The following is an 18,851-nucleotide window of genomic DNA, read 5'->3' as shown; positions in this document are numbered from 1 at the left end:
TTACTGCCCGTTAAGGCTGGGATAAATTTAATAAAATATCAGAATCAATGAGAAAACAGATAGTAGAGCTTACTGATATCCCGCAAGACTATACAGATTTCTTAAAAGAAGTTGGATACGGAAGTGTTGGTAATGCATATTTTATGTTTTATGAAGGATTGATTGAGGCTGAAGAAATATTTGATACAGAAGAGAATGAAGAATTAAATAATGTTTTATTATTAGGAGATAATCTTTCAGGTGATGCTGTAGGGTTTTTAACAACTGATAATTGGTCCATTGTAGAAGTTTGGCATGAGGACTTATCAATTGTACTAAGGAAAGAAAAGACTTTTAAACAATTTGTACGTAATGTGTTTTTGAAAGAAATGTAAATTTTAGAAAAGGAGAAATGATAAGAAGAAAAAGACCAAAACATGAAATTATAAGGTTTTGGTCTTTTTTATATTTAACAGCCATTAAGGCAATTCAGTTAATATTCTCTATTATAACCTCCGCCATAACCTCCGCCATAGCCTCCACCGTAGCCTCCGCCGTAGCCATACCCAGGATAGTATGGATAATATGGATAGTATGGCGGGTAGTAATATGGTGGATAATACGGTGGGTAGTAGTATGGCGGCCTTGGTCTAGGTCTTGGTCTCGGGCGTGGATAAGGATATGGATGGTAATAAGATTGCTGCTGTCTTTCATCTTCAAAATCTATATAGTCATCATCGATAAATTCCTGTTGTAAAGATAATTGTTCTTCATTATTCAAATCTTCATGTTGCAATATAAAAACCTCCTCAAAATTTTTCCTGCCCTTTACCTTATTCAAATTCCCAAATATAGAGTAAGTACAAATGATTATTTTTTTAAAATATTTATAAATCAATTATTTAAACAGGAATATAGTTTTTTTGCTAAAATTAACCATAATGTTTTATTCTTTAATAATTAGATACTTATTAGCAGGAGGGAGTTAAAAGTGGAAATATACCAATATTTAGACCAAATCCAGACGGAGTTGTTAAATCATTCGTGGAAGGAGATAGAAATAAAATATTATGAGCTTTGTTCTGAGCTGGCAGGGAAAGAACAAGCACAGCGAATTCGGGACATAGATTTAAATGCCTTCCAAAGTGAATTAAATGAGGCTCTTTGTACTTCCCTGCATATAGTTGATCAGAATTCAGCAGCAGCGCTTTACTTTGAATATGACATGGATAATGATTGGCAAAGTTCATTTTTTATTTGTAATGATTACACAATGCGATCTGAAGAAGACGATGATTGGGCAAGTGACTGGATTAGTTCAGTGAAAGGACCTGATCTAAAAGAATTCGCAAAGATTTATGCTGAGAACGGATTTGATTACAATGAGGAAGCTATAGGGATAACATTATATCTTATCATTAAAACAGTTGTTGTATTTGGAAAAGTTGCGGAATCAATAGAAATCAATATACCGGTTTGTATCGGTTTTCATGATCAAGATCCCATTATGAGAATAAGAGAATAATACTAATCACCCTAAATAAATGTTAAAATTACATATATTACAAATGATTTAGCGTTTGTCCGTACAAAGATTTAACTGGTATTTTCTTTATTATCAAACTTTAGAAGAAGGATGGGGGGAACTATGATATTAGTCAGTTCTTGTTTAGCTGGTAACGGTGTAACGACTGCTTTACTTTTAAAAAATAATATTAGAGTAATATCAGACGAAAAACTTAATGATATTTTGCTGAGATAGAATAAATAATAAGCTCATGTACTTTAGCTTTGGCAGTGTCAAATGTTGAAAGAAATGGGGGAATGATGATCATGAATAATATCATATTAATAGAGGAGTTCAACAATACTCAACTGGATAAAAATTTAAAATGGTTCTCTCCACCTAAAGAATGGAAGATTAATTGTGAGAGTTCGAGTTTAACAATGAGAACTGATAGGCATACAGATTTTTGGCAAAAAACACATTACAGTTTTCAAGCTGATAATGGACATTTTTTATACTGCGAAGTAAAGGGAGACTTCAGGCTGACTGCTAAAGTAAAATTTAAACCTGAGAATAGATATGATCAGGCCGGCATAATGGTTCGTTTTTCCAGTGATACATGGATAAAGACTTCTATTGAATATATACCCGATGGTTATAGTAAATTAGGTGCAGTTGTCACAAATCAAGGGTATTCTGACTGGTCCAGTCAGGAATTTTTAGAAGATCAGCATTCACTTTTTTATCGGATAACTAGGAAAGAGAAAAATTACTATGTTGATTATTCATTAAATGGTATTTCGTGGACACAAATAAGAATGACCCGAATATTTGAAGAGAGCGAGGATATTAAAGCCGGTATTTATGCCTGCAGTCCGCAAGGGAAAGGATGCGAAGCGGAATTCAGCTTTATTAAAATTGAAAACATTAATAATGATACAAAAGTCTATTAATAATATTATTCAAATGTGGAAGATATTAGTTTTTTATTATAAATAAATTATGATTTATTTTAGGAGGAGTATTTGTTGAAAATAAAAACGATAATCTTTATTTTCTTAAGTATGCTTTTTGTAATTGCAGGCTGTTCAGCAAATGAAACGGTTGAAAGCAAATTGGCTTTGCCTGAAGATATACCTGATTTTGTCCAGGAAAGTGATTTCCAAGCTATTGATTGGGAAAGAAAAGCGATAGAGTTTGGTGATAGGGGCATCATTGGCAATGAAAATAAGTCAGGTGTTCTTGGGGCTGATATGCCAAGCTTAAATAATCAAAAATGGATGTGGCATCTTTGGGGAGTTAAGAATGTTGATTTAACGGTAGTCGGTTTCCATAGAGAAACAGGAACCGTTCACCCAATTATGACAGATGGCTGGACTAAAAATGCTCATGGTGAAAATAATGGGGCAGATGCACATACACCTTCTTCTGTGAAAATACCAAAACAGGGAGAATGGGCAATGCTGCTTTATACTGACGGGAAATTATTTGATAAATTAGTTTATGAAATTAATAAATAAGAGGCATGCTTTGATACATTTTATCAAAGCATGCTTTTTCTGTTTTGAAAAATTTTAATATTAACGGCATAGAAATAAACCAGAAAAAAAGCGAAGAGAAGCTAGTTGCTCTCGTCGCTTTTTTACTTTTTAATGAGCTTGATTTTCTACCTTCACACGTTTGATGAAAAGGGAAATGATAAATCCGATAACAGCTACAATAATAGCAAATACAAAGCCATTCTGTATTCCTTCTGTGAATGCAAGCAGCTGATTTAAAGGATTTGCCTTATCATCAACATTGTTCATGAAGTTTGCAGCACCGGCAGACATAATGGAAATTGCTACTGCTGTTCCTATAGCACCGGCAACTTGCTGTAATGTATTCATAATAGCTGTTCCGTCTGGATACAGTTCACGTGGCAGCTCATTCAGGCCATTCGTTTGTGCAGGCATCATTGTCATCGAAACTCCGATCATTAAGATGATATGAAGTGCGATGAGAAAGGCTGAAGAAGTCTCAAGTGTAATCGTTGAAAAGCCGTATAAGGCACCGATAACGAGAATAAGTCCCGGAGTAACAAGCCATTTCGGACCAAATTTATCGAATAGATTACCCATTACTGGTGAAAGGATACCATTGATTATTCCTCCAGGAAGAAGCAGAAGACCTGCAGCGAATGTACTTAATGATAAAGATGTTTGTAAATATAACGGTAATAAAATCATGGAAGAGAGTATTACCATCATTCCTACAATAATCATTAATAATCCAATAACGAACATTGGATATTTGAATGCACGTAAATTCAGAGTAGGCTGCTTTAAAGTAAGCTGGCGTATTGAGAATAATAACAATCCAATGACTCCTACTACTAAGGAAATGATAACAGTTGAACTTCCCCAGCCGCCTCCTTCTCCAGCATTACTAAACCCGAATACAATCCCGCCAAATCCAAATGTAGACATAATAATAGAGAGTACATCAATTTTCGGTTTTGTCGGTTTTGTTACATTTTGCATAAAGATACTGCCGAATATAAGTGCTGCTGCTAATAATGGAAGTGTAATCCAAAAGATAAAATGCCATGTGAGTGTTTGAAGAATTAACCCGGCAATAGTAGGGCCTACAGCGGGAGCAAACATAATAACTAAACCGATAAGTCCCATTACTTTTCCGCGCTTATATGGCGGAATGATCATAAGTATCGTATTAAACATAAGTGGCAGAAGCAAAGCTGTACCTACAGCCTGCACAACACGTGCAACCATCAGAATGCTGAAGACAGGAGCGATTGCGGCGATGAAAGTACCGATAATGGAGAACACAAGCGAAGCAATAAATAGCTGTCTAGTCGTAAACCATTGTAAAATAAGTCCTGATACCGGAACTAGAATTCCGAGTGTCAGCAAGTAGCCTGTTGTGAGCCACTGGACGGTTGTTTCTTTAATTCCAAAATCTCCTATTAAATGAGTCAGTGCCATGTTTAAGGCGGTTTCACTAAATAAACCGATAAAACCGGCAATTAAAAAGGAAACGATAATTGGTACAACCTTAAATTCATTTGTTTCCGGTGATTCATTTAAATCAGCCTGTTTAGCCATTTCCATTTTTATTTTCCTCCTCTACTTTTGCTAACCGTTTTTATTTGGCCAGCAGCATTGGTAACTGCCTCGCGATACAACGAAGAGGATAACCACTCTTACTCGTCATGGAAAGAATGCAGGCTCCTTCGATCATTGCATTTATCGTGATGCTTAATTCTTTTGCTTTTTCACTTTCAAATCCAAATTCTTCAAGCTTGTTGGCGTATAAAGACTGCCAATCTTTGTATGCAGCATCACAAGCTATACGAATAGATTCATGTGTCATGGCTGTTTCCGAAGCAATTACTCCCATGTGTAAACAGTCCATGATTCCGTTTTTATCAAATAAAGAGGCAAGCCTGTTTACATGATATTGAAATGCCTCTACCAGATTATCCTTTGTACTTAAATCTTTTAGAACAAGACCGACAACATGATGTTTCATAAGATTAACGGCTTCCGTAGCAATCTCTTCTTTGCCTTTTGGAAAATGATAATATAATGAGCCTTTTGGAGCACCGCTCTTCTCAATTATTTGACTTACTCCCGTACCATGATATCCTTGAAGCTTAAATAAATTGGATGCACTTTCCAGAATGACATCCTTGGTACTTTCTTTCTTCTTCATGTAACAATGCACTCCTTAAATTATAACAAACGGTCTACATAATATTAGCCAAATTAGATTAGAGTGTCAATTATATTTTATTTTGATATTTCAACTGTTAAAATATACTAAAACAAATAAAAACAGGTTGTGATTATATTGATTGAAGTACTGAATATAAGCAAGAAAATAGATAGAAAGCTAGTTTTAGAAAATCTGTCTTTTACATGTACGAGTCCTTCCGCCACAGCTGTCTGCGGAACGAACGGCTCCGGGAAAAGCACATTTTTAAAAATGTTGGCAGGGATTTATGAACCGACGAAAGGAAAGGTGACAAGAGGCACAAAGAAGATTGGGTATGTTCCGGAGCATTTTCCGGAGAATTTAAGATTCAGACTGAAAGAATATTTATTGCTTACAGCCTCTTTCCAAGATATTTCTAAAAAAGAAATAGAAGCCGAGCTTTCAGAATATACAAGCTTATTTGGAATAGAACCTTTTCTTCATACTCCGCTCAAACAATGTTCAAAAGGAACGAAACAGAAGGCAGGTCTTATTCAGGCACTTCTTATGAAACCGGAAATTCTCCTTTTAGACGAGCCGTTAACAGGCTTGGACACTGCGTCCCAGCATAAGCTTATTCAACTTTTAGAAAAATTGAAAAAGGAAATATGTATTATTTTTACGACACATGAGGACATCATGATTGAGAAACTGGCTGATCATATTTTATATGTGGAGACAGGAGAAGTAATATGTCCGAAAGAAAGGACAAAAGAGGAAAGACTCATTAAAGTAAAATTTAATAATAAAGAGACTTTTAAACAAGTGGATGCTTTTCATATTGAATATGAAGGAGATACTGCACTTCTTACAGTAGATAAGGATAGAAGTGACCAAATATTAATGGACTTATTACATAAAGAATGTTCTGTACTGGAAGTCAGAGAAAAGAGGAGACAATGACCGGTTTTATCCGTTATCAATTTATAAGCTATATTCGTTCGTTAAAAATCATTCCACCGCTAATAGTTTTTATTACATGGGTTATTATTTTATATTTTTATGAAAATGTACCGGTTTTAAGCAGCTACGCTGTTACAAGTATTGTTGTTTATTTAGTCATGACATGGGTAGCAATGACTGTTTTTTCGATAGAGGAAGAAAACGAGAAAAATATATTATTTGTACAGCTTGGCAGCAAACACCGTTATATATGCGGGAAATGGATTATTTGTGTCATTATCGCATGCATCATGATCATCTGTGCCATTATTTATCCTATAATGATGGGGAATTTCTCAAGAGACGTAACATTTGTAGATATCGTTCTATCTATATACAGTCACTTGTTCTCCGCTTTATTCGGCATCGGAGTAGGTTCTTTCTTCTCGATTACTTCATTTGCCGGGAAAAAATATGCGTGGCTGCTTGCTGTGCTAGTCATCGTTATATCTATCTCCTATGAAGGTTTAGTAGAAAAATTGAGTATGCTAAAATGGCTTCTTCTTGTATTTCCACCGGTTGCACAAGTCATTAAGCATTTGAGCGGGAATGATATTGTACATATTGGGAAAGACTTTTGGCTGCTTGCAGTTTGGATAATTGCATATACGGTTATCAGTTTTATTATTACTATTAGGCTGTTTCTACGAAAAGAAAGATAAAGTTCTTAAAGCTATTTCTAAATTAGAATGAAAAGCTGAGAAAAATTAGATTTATCCTTCTTTTGCTAATGAGAGTATGATGTGGGTAATGAACTGAAAAAGGACTACTGCTAGTCTTTTTTATAATTATAAAATTCGTAAATCAGGACTTTTTGACTAGTATTTTCATGTATAATAAGAAAAATGAAATTTATTTTAACTGGGATTGGTATTTATCATGAAAATTTTGTTCAACCGAAAATTTAAACTTACTACTTTGTTAATAAGTCTTATTTCTGCATCTGTTTTATTAACGACTATAATCTTATTATTTGCATCTTACCAGTCTGAGAGGAAGTCATTGATTGACACGCATTTGTCTTTAAGTTATTCAAAGTCTGAGAAAATAAGTAATTCAGTCAATTCTCTGTTTAAATCAATGAGAATAAGTTTGCAAGAAACTACTAACTTTCTTTCAAATAACCCTGAAATGACTGATAAAGAGATTCAGGAACAACTGGAGCTCTTGAAAAATAACAGCAGATACTTTAATTCGCTATCATGGGTGGATGAAACGGGAACGGTTCGTAACATAGCACCTATTAGTGTCGGATTAAAAGGAAAAACAATCACAGGGATCACAAGAGATGTTATTGATTCAAAAACATCGACACTTACGACACCGTACAAGGGGCCTACTGGCCGTATAGTTGTTTTGATAAGTGAACCTTTTTATGATAGTAAAGGAAAATACAGGGGGATAATTGGCGGCTCAATATATCTTCAAGAACGGAATGTTCTTAATGAAATTCTTGGTAATGACATGGTTGATCATACTGGTTCTTATTACTATGTAGTTGGACCAGACGGGAAATTATTGTTTCATCCTGATGTAAAACGTATCGGGGAAGATGTAGGAGAAAATCCAATGCTTGTTAAGCTTTTACAGGGGGAAAGCGGAAAGCAGCATGTGATAAACACTAAAGGTGTACCCATGCTTGCAGCTTACAATTTTATTCCTGAAATAGGTTGGGGGGTAGTACAGCAAACACCGGTTTCTTATATTGATGAACTATTAAAAAAGCATATCCAAAATCTTATACTGACGATACTCCTGCCGTTTTTAATATTAATGCTAGTATCTCTAAGTATTGCTAGAAAACTGGCTAAACCATTTATTTATTTAGCAGATGTTGTTAATCAATTTGGTTCTAAAAATCAAATTCAGCCTCCTGTTCTTCAATCACATTGGAATCGGGAAGCAGATCTTTTAACAAAGAGTGTGGTAATTGCGATGGAAGCTGTTGAGAAAAACAACAAAAAACTTGTAGAAGAAGCTATGACAGATTCTCTCACAAATTTACCGAATCGAAGAAAACTTAATGAGGTAATGACGAATTTAGCAAATGATGGGCAATTATTTTCCTTAGTTACATTGGATATTGACCATTTTAAATCAGTTAACGACACGTACGGACATCAAGATGGGGATGAAGTTCTAAAGTATTTAGCTAAAACGGTTCAATTGCTGATTAGAGAGAAAGATATGTTTTTTCGTTACGGGGGAGAAGAGTTTATTTTATTGCTTCCAGATACTAAATCTTTAGAAGCCTATAATGTTGCTGAAAAGATTCGAACTGCAATAGAGAATACAATCAGCCCTATAGGCAAACCAATTACAATTTCTCTTGGAATATCGGAATTTCCTTTACATTCTAATTTATTAAATGATTTATTCCTATTTGCAGATAAAGCTTTATACCAATCAAAATCAGAAGGAAGAAACCTAACAACTATATGGTCATTAAATCTTCCAATTAAATAAAAGATATTTATATATTCTACTCAAAGGATCTGTAAGTCTGAACTGCATCCCAATTGTTAGTGGAGTGCAGTTCACAATCAAGAGATCCTTTCTTGCTGCTTAAAATGTACTTCATGTTAAAGAGAAGCATATGAAATAGAGAAATTACCCGATTAGAATTTTTTCCTCAGCATAACGGACCTTTGCCTGATTTTTTGACTGAATAGCAAGTGCAAATGCCATTGTAAGCGGTCCTACTCTTCCTATAAACATCATGATGGTAATTAAAATTCTCCCCATAGGGCTTAATTCGGAAGTAAAGTCGGCGCTAAGTCCGACAGTGGCGAAGGCTGAAACTGTCTCAAATAATATTTTCGACATATCTGCATCTTTTTCCGTTATAGTCAATAAAAAGAAAATAGTGAAAATGAAAATAATTCCTGAAAGAGCAATTGATAAAGCTCTGTATATAAGTGATGATGGAATCCGTCTTCTAAAAATAGAGACATCTTGTTTATTCGTTAATACTGACCAGAGTGCAAGAAGTAATACAACAAAAGTAGTTATCTTGATACCTCCACCTGTCGAACCAGGGGATGCTCCTATAAACATTAATCCGATCATATAGACTTGAGAGCTCAAAGTTAACCCGCCTATGTCAATCGTATTGAAACCTGCGGTACGGGTAACGACCCCTTGAAAGTAAGATGCCCACCATTTTCCTACTGTATCTAACTCACCTATTGTAGCAGGATTATGAAATTCCAATAAAAAGATAACGAGAGTACTTACTATGTTAATTAGTAAAGTAAAAAACAGTACTATTTTAGTATGAAGAGAAAATTTCCTTATTTTCTTCTTTTTGAAAACATCCATGATTACAAAAAAACCAATGCCTCCTACTATAAATAACGAGGTAATAACGATATTTACAATAGGATCAGCTACCCATTTACTTAAATTATCCGGCTCCAAGCCAAAGCCTGCATTATTAAAAGCTGAAATAGAATGAAAAATGCCATAATAAGCAGCTTTTCCCACACTCATTTCCTGTGACCAGCGAATGGTAAGAATTAATGCAGCAACACCTTCAACTAATAAAGTAATAAAAATAATACGCCGCACAAGCTTTATTAATCCTTGCATAGAAAAGGAATTTAACGACTCATGAAGAATTAACCTTTGTTTTAAACCAATCTTTTTCCCTAAAATAGTAAACATCAGTACACCGATAGTCATAAATCCCCAGCCGCCAACCTGAATAAGAACGAGTAAAACAATTTGTCCAAATAAAGTAAAGGTAGTACCGGTATCAACTACTGCCAGTCCTGTTACACAAACAGCAGAGGTAGCCTCAAAAAGAGCATCAATAAAGCTTAAATGATGCCTGTCACTAGTAGCAAAGGGAATCATCAGCAAACAAGTTCCAATAAAAATAAGTGCCAAAAAACCAAAAAGTAAGATATATGCCGGTTGTAAATTTACAATTTTATTTAGTATATTCTTTTTTAAAATTGGCATATGTATTCCCCTTCCAAACGATATCATTAAAGAGTTATTATATACCCTTTTTTGAAAAAAGATAATTCAATAGAAGCTTTGGGTAAAAGAATTTTTTATTCTTTAAAAAAAGTGAAAGCCTTAGGCTATAATGAAATTCCTATTATGTGTTTGGGTGTTTTCCTATTGCGGAGGAAGCACTTTTTTAATATTAAAATGTGAGTTACATTAACTGGATTCTATAAATTATTTGAGCAGTTAAGCTAAAGAAACAGAAGAATTGAATAAGAACATAAAATTAATAAAAGTAAATGTAAAGCAGGTGAGGATATAATGAAGCGGCTATTATTTATTACAGATTTTTATTATGAGGAGGATCTGTTTGTTACTTCAGAACTAAGAGAAGATTTTCAACTGGTCATTTGTCATCCTGAAGACACTGAAACATTTGAAAAAGATTTTGATTTAATCGTATTTCGTAATGCTGGTCCAGTAGCTTATTTTAAGGATAAGTACGAAGCCTTCTGAAATAGAGTAGTTTCTCACAATTTGAAAACATACAATTCATTTAAATGTCTTTTGATATCTCTGATGCAGTTTTATACGCTTATCAACGCTAAACTTCCTCTAACTCTTCATAAATTCCATATAAAACAAGCTACAATAACTAACCAAAAGTCTCCTCTAAACATCACCTTACATAAAAAAGCTCCAAAATCGAAGCAGGCATTGAAATGTCATAATAACGCTCTGTTTAATTGTGTGTCAGTTCATGTTATAATGAGAAACTTAGGATAATTACGACTTTTGATCATAATTGAACGGAGGCCAAGAAAAGCCTCCGCCTAGCGATAAAATATAGAGGTGTAAGAGAATGAATAAAAGATGGACGATCGGTAAAATTAAAGAATTTGTTGAGAAAAATTCGGAAAGTAAGTTACTAACGACAGAATATCACGGTTTTTCTCAAAAGTTACTATTTAAATGTGCATGTGGCAGCAATTTTGAAAAAACATTTACGAAATTTAAAAATAATAACCAACGTAAATGTGACGTGTGCCAGCCGCCAAAAGCGTCACGCTAAACGTATAGCGAATAAACGAAGTGCTGATTTCTATTAAATAGAAGTTGGCGCTATTTTTATTTTATAGAAGTAATCTAATGGATGTTGAGTTAGTTAGTGAATGAAATTATCTAAAGTAGAAAGGCTGCTTAATTAAGTAGTCTTTTCAATCATAAAAGGACTTGAAAACTTACTATCTAATTAGTAGAGCAAAAATAAGAGTAAGGCATATATTAAATACAATCTAGTGGAGAAAATACTGATATACTAAGGTTTTTGAACGTAGAAGTGATGTAGTGGCGTTTCTGGACAAGCGGCTTTAAATCCCACCGTCTCCATACATAGAATTGATGAGTTTTATTCAGTGTAAAAACCCTTGATTATCAAGGGTTTTTTCTCTTTTATTCTATTTCATATGATTTCATCTACTCGTAGTCAGACATAGTCAAATATTCAAGTAGCTTTCGAATTTTAAAATGGTTTCTTCTTTTGCTTTTTGTGTAACGTACGTATAGATATTCATGTTTGTTTTTATATCTGAATGACCGAGGCGATCTTGGACTTCTTTAAATTATATTTTTCTTGTACGTATAATAACCATTCTCTAGTTTTAGTTGGCTATAAGAATTTGTTTTTTTGTTACTGAATACAAGTAGGTTTTTATGAAGTCTATTAAAGCCAAATATCAAATAATCTTGTCGCTGTTTCTTTTTACCCTCTTTTGGAACTTTTCTGTACTCAACTTCTTTCATTTCTAGTTTAGTGTTGAAATTCCAATTTTCACTTTAAAATTTATCGGTGTATTTCATAACTATTTGTAACTATCAATCCATGCTTTAGTCTGCACCTCTGTTTTACGATCATTTACTTTCAAATTTTTATATACATGATTTTGTAGTTGAACAATAAATGATTGTAAATCTAATTGTATAAATTGCTCAACTGTTCCAGCCCAACCGTAATTCAAAATATATATGCTCCTTTCAAATAATATTAGAATGAAATTTTTTCTTTTTATCATTATACTTGAAATTAATGGATTTTTTTAATACGAGCTTTTTTAAAAGATTAATATAGGGGGATTTTGGCTTGCACAATTAGCAAATTCTTTCATCTGACACGAAAGTCTAATGTTTGCCGTTATAGTAGAATGAATTTAATAATAAGAATGAATAATATTTTGGGAGGCTATTCTATGACGATGACACGTCCGTTAGCAATAAATGAAGTTGTAAATAATCAGCAGCTTTGTGAGGTGTTTTTATGCGCGCCGCAGGGAGGAATGCGTAAGTCGAATCGTACTAATACGTTGACACTTATTTCGGATAAGACGAAGCTTTATGATGACAAGGTTGTTGATGATATTTATCATTACACAGGTATGGGCCAGAGTGGTGATCAGAAGATGAGTGGTCAAAATTTGACGTTAGCGGAATCAGATGGTAATGGAGTGGAGATTCATTTCTTCGAGGTAATGAAGCCAAGAGAATATACATATCGCGGACAAGTAGAGCTTGCGGGGGAGCCATATCAGGGTCAACAAAAGGATCAAGATGGCAGACAGCGCCTTGTATGGATTTTCCCACTGCGCTTAATGGATAACAAAGCGAAGTTTACGAAACCACCATCAGCTACGAATGATAAGCAAGAGCTGAAAGAAGAATTTAAAGGAATTCAGCAAGTTGAAAACCTACCAATAACACAAACTGAAAAAGAACGTTTGATCAAAGCACGTATAGGCCAGGGAAAGTTTAAAAAGTTACTGATTGAACGTGAGTGTAAATGTGCATTATGCGGTGTAACAGATCCACGTGTTCTAATTGCGAGCCATATTAAACCATGGAGCGCTTCTACAAATGAAGAAAGGCTTGATGTGAATAATGGATTATTGTTATGCCCGAATCATGATGCGTTGTTTGATAAACAGTTAATTTCGTTTGATGTGCAGGGGAAGATTGTGATATCGCAAACATTAGATGAAGCAGCTCGGATATTTATGAATGTAAATGAGGGGCTGCGTGTTGAGTTAACTGAAAAGCAGTTAGGTTATATGGAGTATCATCATCAAAATTTAATTTAATGAATTTTATAAAAATACTATGAATATAAGTAGGTGCTTAATATGAATTTGACCGTAAATCAAGCAAAATCGATGGCAGATATAGCCCTTGTACAAATTTGAAGTGAGGTAATTTTTTATAGATATTTATGTTAATATTATAAGGGTTTTTAACATAAAGGCTACCATTAAGGTAGCCTAGATTTTCTATAGGAAAAGGACTTTGTTTATATAATAACGAATTAAAAATTTTGAAATCTATACTTAAATAGTTCTTTTTCTCCTACTTTAGTGTGGACGAATTTCTCCAAATCTTTTTTTTGTAAGTTTCATAAGAATAATATAGAGTCCAAAAGCTGTAAAAGTGCCTACAAACCATGAAATATCATACAATGGTTTAAAGAAAGGAACGAATTGTCCAATTAAAGCAATTCCGCCAGCAACAACTGTTGCTATATAAGCAGACGGGTTAAAACCATTTTTATAAAAATACTGTCCATCTTCTGAATATAATTCGAAAAGATTCAGTTCTTTTTTCCGAATAATAAAGTAATCAGCTAACATTACACCTATAACTGGACCTAGCAATCCTCCTATGATACCTAAAAAAGTAAAAATACTTGTTGAATTCTCCATCAGTTTCCACGGCATAATAATAAAGGCCAAAATCGCTGTAATAAGTCCACCAGTTTGAAAGTTTAGCTTTTTTGGAAACAGAGCCGCTAATTGATAGCCTGCAGGAAAAATATTCGCTGTGACATTAGAAGATAATGTCGTTAAACAAATAGTTACTATAGAAAGAATAATAGCGAAACTGCTGTCAAAACGATCGACTACATCAAGCACATTCCAAATAGGGGTTCCAAATGCGATTTCTGATCCAACGATAATAGAAATACTTGCAACTGCAAATAGAATGTAAGTTATCACAATACCTAGACTTTGACCTATTATTTGATCCTTTGCAGTACGTGCTTCCCTTGTAAAATCAGATACGTTAGTAATCGGTGCAGCCCAAGTTGCTAAAATTGCTGTTACACAGCCCATAAATACAAGGACACTGTTACCTTCAATTCCTTTAGCTGTATAATCTAAAATTGGACCGATACCACCAGCCAATTTGATCGCCCAAATAGCCATTCCGCCAAATACAATGTAAATGAGCAGGGAAAGAATTTTTGTGAATTTGCCTAAAATATTTATTCCGCCAAAAATAAACAATACATTTATCATCCAAAAGATTGTAAATGAAATAAGTCCAGGTAAGTCAATTCCGAAAAATCGGAAATCTCCCCCTAATTGTAAATAAGCAGGCCAAAACTTGCTGATTAAGATGGTAACGGCCGTACTTCCTGCATAGGTTTGTAATCCAAACCACATAACAGCAGCGATACAGCCTCTAAGAAGTCCAGGCAAAACAGCTCCTTTTATGCCATAAGACGTTTTTAATAACATAGAATAGGGAATCCCGTATTTCGCACCAGCATGTCCATTAATAATCAAGACAAAAGCTAGAATAGCTGCAGCGACCATAATCACCCAAAATACTTGTATAGCAGAAAGGCCTAAAACAAAAAAACCGCCGATGGACGCATAAGCGGGGACATGATGAACACTTCCCATCCATATACTAGCAAAATTTCCTGCTTTCCATGTTCTTTCTTCTTGTTTCGTTGGTAATAAATCTTCACTTATTTGCAAATCTTTTTTCAGTTTTTCTCGCTGTGATAAATCCAATAGATTTCCTCCCGGCTATTAATTTTGAGCAAACGTTTTCAAAATTCATTAATATAAAGATAAGACTGCTTTCTTTTACAAGAAATATTGCATTCGATATTGTATACAATTTAACCGACTATCTTAGTGTAATTAATCTTTCTATATTTTTCAATAATTTCTTAGATTGCTTAGTAAATCGGAATATTAATATTATGATGGATGATAGAGTACAGACAATAATTTGGAGGGAATTTATACTATCTGAGTTATAAATCTTCAAATGAATAGAAAGCTAATATGTATTATTTTAAGTACTAAGAGAGAAGAAAACGAAATTTCCAAATGATGATGGACAAGTATTAAAAATGCTATATAAAGAAGGTCTTGATTTTAATGAACTGTAAAATGTAGATTTTTTTTGTTACGGTTCCAGATAAAAGCAGCGGTGAAACTGTATTAAAATCTTTGAGAGAGGAAGGATTTAGTTGTGAGCGGGAACAAGATGATGAAACAGAAGAGTGGACTTGTTATTGTTTTATAAAAATGTTTTTAAATTACGATGAAATCATTAATATACAAAAGCGACTTGATGAATTAAGTAAGCCTTATAACGGATATTCGGATGGAGGGGCAGTAATGATAGGGTAATTAATATAAAAGTTTATTCTTTTCGTTTAACTAACGAGTTTTTAATAAAAAACAACTAAAGGGATCTTTTTTTCTTAGTCAGCTAATTCAACTTTTAACTATGGCTATTTATCCAGTTCTTTTTCTCTTTGACACATAGAATAATAACAAGCATTCATTAATTGAGTAAAGGAGAAAATGCAAATGGCTATTACTGATCGATATAAACTTCAGCCAAGCCCTTTAATTACAATAGATGGACATGAATCTGAAGCTTCTAATTTACAGCTTACAATTGCCCCTACTACTGACGCAGGGAATATCTCAGGAATTGTTAGAAAAGCAGATGGAACACCTTTAAGCAATGCCACTGTTAAATTATTTACTTCAGGTGGTACCCCATTTGAACATACAAATAGTAATGCTGCTGGGCGATTTATTTTCCCTCGTGTTCCAGTAGGCTCTTATTTTATTACAGCTTCTGAACCGACTTATCTTACCCCTCTTAGAATACCAGTTACAGTTTTAAGAGATCGTGATACAGATGTAGTCATTACAATGCAGCAAGACCCAGATGCAAATAAAAATGCTGTTTTTGGAATAATTCAGAATTCTGTTAATAATCAGCCAATCGATGATACAACAGTGGAACTGTTTAGAGTGAATGGAACAACAAATGAGTTAGTTGGAATAGTAAGCTCAAATGCAGAAGGCCAATATTTATTTGCCAATTTAAATAATGGGACTTATTTTGCTACAGCAAGTAAACCGGGATTTTTATCTTCTCAGGGAACTCCGTTTACAGTCACGGATCGTGATTTTGCTTCTAGTAATCTTATTTTGGCAGAGGACCCAGATGCAAATACTGGTACGATTAGTGGGATTGTAACGGATAATCAATCAAATCAGCCGATAGTAAATGCTATTGTTGCATTATATTCAGTGTCAAATGGAGTAGAAATGATCATTGATATATCAAAAACAAATGCTGGTGGACTATATTTATTCGGAGACTTGCCTTCAGGTACCTATCGAGTGAAAGCAACTGTGCAGGTTGAGACGTGATTAGATGATTGAAAATATTTATGAATTAAAGTCTTCTCCTCTTATTGAATTGTCCTCAGGAGAAGAAGCAAATATCGATTTGGTTTTACAAAAGAAGAAATCGAATGAGCCAGAGTTTATAAAAATTTGTATCAGTGTTCGTATTATGTGTAATAAAATTATACTTGTTTCAGATATCAAAGTGATAACTGTAAAATTATGTATAATTAAGAAGAGAAGAAAAAAATCTAAAAGACGAAGAGCCTTGATTAGAGTTTTAAAAAAATTAAATGAAATAGGCAATTATTAATAGGTTCTTTCTATATAGAAAGAACCTATTTTTTGCTAATTGAAATATCCTTTATGTTAACTAGATATAAATAGCATATGAATTTATTAAGATCTTTAAATATAATACTTTTCCCATATAGATTTAAAGTTAGGAACTTTTGTTCTTGTATATATTTCCAATTATAGTAAAATATGAAATTATTAAGAGGGTGAACATGGATAAAATTGAAAAGTTTAATGTGAAAGAAGGCGAGCGTGATATATTAGTAACTATTTTGCTGGAAGCAGCAGAAGCAATGAAGAGTTTAGAAGAATGTGAAATATATTTAGTTAATATTTCAGATGAAGAACCAAATTCTGTATTTGTTTATGAAGTGTGAAGTAATGAAAATTCCCATTATTTCTAACTCTTGATTCTACTCAAATATTGATAGAACGTGCAAAGCCAATTATTACTGGAATGGAGAAAATCAGTACTTTAAAGCCAAGTGGAGGCAAGCCCATTTTAACTAATTCTATAGATAATGTTTTTTCGATAAAAAACTAAAAGGATTTTTTATTGAAATATTCTTTTGTAAAGCAATAATAAAGTTGTTTTTTCATAACGTTTATAATGAAGTAAAGGAATGTTCGCTAATCGAATATTTAAGCTAAGGGCAAAATGGATTTGGAGGTTTTATATGTTAAAAGAGGCGACATTACGGGAGATAAAAGAGGCTGCTCAACTTGCTTTACTGCTTTGGCCAGATCATACTTTAACGGAATTTATACAAGAAATGACGGATCTCATTGCTCAGCCTGATGCAACGGTTATTTTAGCTTATGATGACAGTGAAGCAATTGGGTTTGCACAATGCCAACTGCGATATGATTATGTTGAAGGGACAAGTTCTAGTCCAGTAGGATATTTAGAGGGGATTTATGTGAAAGAGGCATTTCGTAAACAAGGTTTTGCTAAAAAGTTAGTTACTGCTTGTGAGATTTGGTCTAAGCAAAAAGGTTGCCATGAGTTCGCCAGTGATTGTGAATTAGAAAATGAAAAAAGTCTAGCAATGCATCTTAAACTGGGATTTAGTGAAGCAAATCGTATTATTTGTTTTAAAAAGATGTTATAAAGGCAGGCATAAGTTGAAACTTGGCTAATCGAATGAAACGATTTTTACCCTTTTCGGTTGTTATTCTATTAAAGTCTTTAAATAAATATAACACCTTTCCTATATTATATTGTAGGAAAGGTGTTATATTTTAGAGATGGAAATTAAACAATAATATTGTTTTTACACACTTTGGTTAGTACTGATAATGTTAATTAAATTTATATATTTAATCACTATATCTCATTCATTGGATTTTGCTTTCTCTGTAATTGTATTTTTTCTTTTAAAAATTGAAAACTATATAAAAGCAAAGCGTCAACAATAAATATGAATAATAATTGTATTTTTTTCAAACGTACTAAAGATGCAATTCCAGTTTTCTTTAACAAATCCACCAGAATATAAGTGAACATTGAATCGACGATCAGATTTAATGTCATATATTTAACAAAACTCCCATACGTCCATTTTAAAATCCATAGTGTCCCAATAAAATATGGTCCTAATATTAGTGGAAATCCCCATGATACTTTGGGATGAAGTGTTTCATACCACCACCACCATTTTCTTTTTTTCGCAATAAAATGAACAATTGCAACTATGAAAGATATAAACAAACTAGCTGGGTAAAATCGCTTAAACGTATCCTTTCCCAATAAAGGAACCGTAAACCAAGGAAGGATCATCATTATAAGCAACAATGATTTTGAATACTTCATATATTGCATTTATACAACCTCCTATTCCATCTATCAAAAATAATATCTCCCCGGCACAGGTAAATTATAACAGGGTTATTTATCCCACCTTAACGGGCAGTAA

The 18,851-nt window shown here is 33.5% G+C and carries 22 protein-coding genes; 15 read left to right on the top strand and 7 right to left on the bottom strand.

Features of this window, described 5'->3' with window-relative positions; all coding sequences use genetic code 11:
• Nucleotides 1-47 precede the first annotated feature (47 nt).
• A complete protein-coding gene (locus BFA01S_RS15695) occupies nucleotides 48-374 on the top strand; it encodes an SMI1/KNR4 family protein (RefSeq protein ID WP_066232634.1) in 327 nt (108 codons plus the stop codon).
• Between the two features lie 98 nt (nucleotides 375-472).
• Here the strand turns inward: BFA01S_RS15695 and BFA01S_RS15690 are convergent, their stop codons facing one another.
• On the bottom strand, nucleotides 473-775 hold the full coding sequence (locus tag BFA01S_RS15690) for a hypothetical protein (protein WP_176573069.1): 303 nt from the start codon (nucleotides 773-775) through the stop codon (nucleotides 473-475).
• A gap of 195 nt (nucleotides 776-970) precedes the next feature.
• On the opposite strand from BFA01S_RS15690, the gene BFA01S_RS15685 reads away from it, so the two are divergent.
• From BFA01S_RS15685 to BFA01S_RS15675, 3 genes are all read left to right on the top strand, one after another.
• Complete coding sequence (locus tag BFA01S_RS15685) at nucleotides 971-1,504, top strand: hypothetical protein (RefSeq protein ID WP_066232630.1); 534 nt, start codon at nucleotides 971-973, stop codon at nucleotides 1,502-1,504.
• A gap of 308 nt (nucleotides 1,505-1,812) precedes the next feature.
• A complete protein-coding gene (locus tag BFA01S_RS15680; protein WP_082800026.1) occupies nucleotides 1,813-2,439 on the top strand; it encodes a DUF1349 domain-containing protein in 627 nt (208 codons plus the stop codon).
• A gap of 75 nt (nucleotides 2,440-2,514) precedes the next feature.
• Nucleotides 2,515-3,006, top strand: coding sequence for a DUF4871 domain-containing protein (locus BFA01S_RS15675; RefSeq protein ID WP_328014412.1), 492 nt, complete (start codon nucleotides 2,515-2,517; stop codon nucleotides 3,004-3,006).
• Between the two features lie 129 nt (nucleotides 3,007-3,135).
• On the opposite strand, the gene BFA01S_RS15670 is transcribed toward BFA01S_RS15675, so the two are convergent.
• Both BFA01S_RS15670 and BFA01S_RS15665 read right to left on the bottom strand, forming a co-directional pair.
• Nucleotides 3,136-4,590: an MDR family MFS transporter gene (locus tag BFA01S_RS15670; protein ID WP_066232636.1), complete on the bottom strand. Its 1,455-nt coding sequence runs from the start codon at nucleotides 4,588-4,590 to the stop codon at nucleotides 3,136-3,138.
• Between the two features lie 40 nt (nucleotides 4,591-4,630).
• Nucleotides 4,631-5,200 (bottom strand): TetR/AcrR family transcriptional regulator, encoded by a 570-nt coding sequence (locus BFA01S_RS15665; RefSeq protein ID WP_066232626.1) that lies wholly within the window; start codon nucleotides 5,198-5,200, stop codon nucleotides 4,631-4,633.
• Nucleotides 5,201-5,338: 138 nt separating this feature from the next.
• On the opposite strand from BFA01S_RS15665, the gene BFA01S_RS15660 reads away from it, so the two are divergent.
• The 3 genes from BFA01S_RS15660 (at nucleotide 5,339) to BFA01S_RS15650 (ending at nucleotide 8,650) form a co-directional block, all read left to right on the top strand.
• Nucleotides 5,339-6,145, top strand: coding sequence for an ATP-binding cassette domain-containing protein (locus BFA01S_RS15660; protein WP_066232624.1), 807 nt, complete (start codon nucleotides 5,339-5,341; stop codon nucleotides 6,143-6,145).
• Nucleotides 6,142-6,846 (top strand): hypothetical protein, encoded by a 705-nt coding sequence (locus BFA01S_RS15655; protein WP_066232621.1) that lies wholly within the window; start codon nucleotides 6,142-6,144, stop codon nucleotides 6,844-6,846. The genes BFA01S_RS15660 and BFA01S_RS15655 overlap by 4 nt, the downstream gene beginning before the upstream one ends.
• Before the next feature lie 217 nt (nucleotides 6,847-7,063).
• Nucleotides 7,064-8,650, top strand: coding sequence for a sensor domain-containing diguanylate cyclase (locus BFA01S_RS15650; protein ID WP_082800024.1), 1,587 nt, complete (start codon nucleotides 7,064-7,066; stop codon nucleotides 8,648-8,650).
• 144 nt (nucleotides 8,651-8,794) lie between these two features.
• On the opposite strand, the gene BFA01S_RS15645 is transcribed toward BFA01S_RS15650, so the two are convergent.
• The gene (locus BFA01S_RS15645) at nucleotides 8,795-10,150 is read right to left on the bottom strand and encodes a TrkH family potassium uptake protein (protein WP_066232616.1); all 1,356 of its coding nucleotides are present in this window, start codon (nucleotides 10,148-10,150) and stop codon (nucleotides 8,795-8,797) included.
• Nucleotides 10,151-10,462: 312 nt separating this feature from the next.
• On the opposite strand from BFA01S_RS15645, the gene BFA01S_RS15640 reads away from it, so the two are divergent.
• Both BFA01S_RS15640 and BFA01S_RS15635 read left to right on the top strand, forming a co-directional pair.
• Nucleotides 10,463-10,657 (top strand): hypothetical protein, encoded by a 195-nt coding sequence (locus tag BFA01S_RS15640; RefSeq protein ID WP_066232613.1) that lies wholly within the window; start codon nucleotides 10,463-10,465, stop codon nucleotides 10,655-10,657.
• Between the two features lie 346 nt (nucleotides 10,658-11,003).
• Entirely contained in the window at nucleotides 11,004-11,213 is a 210-nt protein-coding gene (locus BFA01S_RS15635) for a hypothetical protein (RefSeq protein ID WP_066232608.1), read from the top strand.
• 790 nt (nucleotides 11,214-12,003) lie between these two features.
• Here the strand turns inward: BFA01S_RS15635 and BFA01S_RS22495 are convergent.
• The gene (locus BFA01S_RS22495; protein WP_156483787.1) at nucleotides 12,004-12,159 is read right to left on the bottom strand and encodes a hypothetical protein; all 156 of its coding nucleotides are present in this window, start codon (nucleotides 12,157-12,159) and stop codon (nucleotides 12,004-12,006) included.
• Nucleotides 12,160-12,387: 228 nt separating this feature from the next.
• Between BFA01S_RS22495 and BFA01S_RS23320 the strand changes: the two genes are divergently transcribed.
• Complete coding sequence (locus BFA01S_RS23320; RefSeq protein ID WP_235843041.1) at nucleotides 12,388-13,272, top strand: HNH endonuclease; 885 nt, start codon at nucleotides 12,388-12,390, stop codon at nucleotides 13,270-13,272.
• A gap of 267 nt (nucleotides 13,273-13,539) precedes the next feature.
• On the opposite strand, the gene allW is transcribed toward BFA01S_RS23320, so the two are convergent.
• Nucleotides 13,540-14,988 (bottom strand): allantoin permease, encoded by a 1,449-nt coding sequence (gene allW, locus BFA01S_RS15625; RefSeq protein ID WP_066232604.1) that lies wholly within the window; start codon nucleotides 14,986-14,988, stop codon nucleotides 13,540-13,542.
• A 447-nt stretch (nucleotides 14,989-15,435) separates the two neighbouring features.
• Here allW and BFA01S_RS23315 point away from each other — a divergent pair, with 447 nt between their 5' ends.
• From BFA01S_RS23315 to aac(6'), 5 genes are all read left to right on the top strand, one after another.
• The gene (locus BFA01S_RS23315) at nucleotides 15,436-15,618 is read left to right on the top strand and encodes a ribonuclease E inhibitor RraB (protein ID WP_235843040.1); all 183 of its coding nucleotides are present in this window, start codon (nucleotides 15,436-15,438) and stop codon (nucleotides 15,616-15,618) included.
• Nucleotides 15,619-15,801: 183 nt separating this feature from the next.
• On the top strand, nucleotides 15,802-16,662 hold the full coding sequence (locus BFA01S_RS15615; RefSeq protein WP_066232601.1) for a carboxypeptidase regulatory-like domain-containing protein: 861 nt from the start codon (nucleotides 15,802-15,804) through the stop codon (nucleotides 16,660-16,662).
• A 4-nt stretch (nucleotides 16,663-16,666) separates the two neighbouring features.
• Nucleotides 16,667-16,951, top strand: a complete 285-nt coding sequence (locus tag BFA01S_RS15610) for a hypothetical protein (RefSeq protein WP_066232595.1) — start codon at nucleotides 16,667-16,669, stop codon at nucleotides 16,949-16,951.
• Nucleotides 16,952-17,147: 196 nt separating this feature from the next.
• Nucleotides 17,148-17,312 carry a putative quinol monooxygenase gene (locus tag BFA01S_RS23310; RefSeq protein WP_235843039.1) on the top strand — a complete coding sequence of 55 codons (165 nt, stop codon included), beginning with the start codon at nucleotides 17,148-17,150 and terminating at the stop codon, nucleotides 17,310-17,312.
• A 300-nt stretch (nucleotides 17,313-17,612) separates the two neighbouring features.
• Nucleotides 17,613-18,047: an aminoglycoside 6'-N-acetyltransferase gene (gene aac(6'), locus BFA01S_RS15600; protein ID WP_066232592.1), complete on the top strand. Its 435-nt coding sequence runs from the start codon at nucleotides 17,613-17,615 to the stop codon at nucleotides 18,045-18,047.
• Between the two features lie 215 nt (nucleotides 18,048-18,262).
• Here aac(6') and BFA01S_RS15595 read toward each other — a convergent pair whose 3' ends face one another.
• The gene (locus BFA01S_RS15595; protein ID WP_066232589.1) at nucleotides 18,263-18,757 is read right to left on the bottom strand and encodes a hypothetical protein; all 495 of its coding nucleotides are present in this window, start codon (nucleotides 18,755-18,757) and stop codon (nucleotides 18,263-18,265) included.
• Between the last annotated feature and the right edge of the window lie 94 nt (nucleotides 18,758-18,851).

The sequence above is a fragment of the Metabacillus fastidiosus NBRC 101226 genome (genome assembly GCF_001591625.1).
Taxonomy (GTDB): Bacteria; Bacillota; Bacilli; order Bacillales; family Bacillaceae; genus Metabacillus; species Metabacillus fastidiosus.
This window is presented reverse-complemented; position numbering and strand designations above follow the sequence as displayed.

Bases quoted from the DNA above. Each gene is read 5' to 3' on its own strand.
- BFA01S_RS15695 (WP_066232634.1), top strand. From the start codon at position 48: ATGAGAAAACAGATAGTAGAGCTTACTGATATCCCGCAAGACTATACA.
- BFA01S_RS15680 (WP_082800026.1), top strand. From the start codon at position 1,813: ATGAATAATATCATATTAATAGAGGAGTTCAACAATACTCAACTGGAT.
- BFA01S_RS15670 (WP_066232636.1), bottom strand. From the start codon at position 4,590: ATGGCTAAACAGGCTGATTTAAATGAATCACCGGAAACAAATGAATTT.
- BFA01S_RS15665 (WP_066232626.1), bottom strand. From the start codon at position 5,200: ATGAAGAAGAAAGAAAGTACCAAGGATGTCATTCTGGAAAGTGCATCC.
- BFA01S_RS15655 (WP_066232621.1), top strand. From the start codon at position 6,142: ATGACCGGTTTTATCCGTTATCAATTTATAAGCTATATTCGTTCGTTA.
- BFA01S_RS15650 (WP_082800024.1), top strand. From the start codon at position 7,064: ATGAAAATTTTGTTCAACCGAAAATTTAAACTTACTACTTTGTTAATA.
- BFA01S_RS15645 (WP_066232616.1), bottom strand. From the start codon at position 10,150: ATGCCAATTTTAAAAAAGAATATACTAAATAAAATTGTAAATTTACAA.
- BFA01S_RS15640 (WP_066232613.1), top strand. From the start codon at position 10,463: ATGAAGCGGCTATTATTTATTACAGATTTTTATTATGAGGAGGATCTG.
- BFA01S_RS15635 (WP_066232608.1), top strand. From the start codon at position 11,004: ATGAATAAAAGATGGACGATCGGTAAAATTAAAGAATTTGTTGAGAAA.
- BFA01S_RS23320 (WP_235843041.1), top strand. From the start codon at position 12,388: ATGACGATGACACGTCCGTTAGCAATAAATGAAGTTGTAAATAATCAG.
- BFA01S_RS15615 (WP_066232601.1), top strand. From the start codon at position 15,802: ATGGCTATTACTGATCGATATAAACTTCAGCCAAGCCCTTTAATTACA.
- BFA01S_RS15610 (WP_066232595.1), top strand. From the start codon at position 16,667: ATGATTGAAAATATTTATGAATTAAAGTCTTCTCCTCTTATTGAATTG.
- BFA01S_RS23310 (WP_235843039.1), top strand. From the start codon at position 17,148: ATGGATAAAATTGAAAAGTTTAATGTGAAAGAAGGCGAGCGTGATATA.
- BFA01S_RS15595 (WP_066232589.1), bottom strand. From the start codon at position 18,757: ATGCAATATATGAAGTATTCAAAATCATTGTTGCTTATAATGATGATC.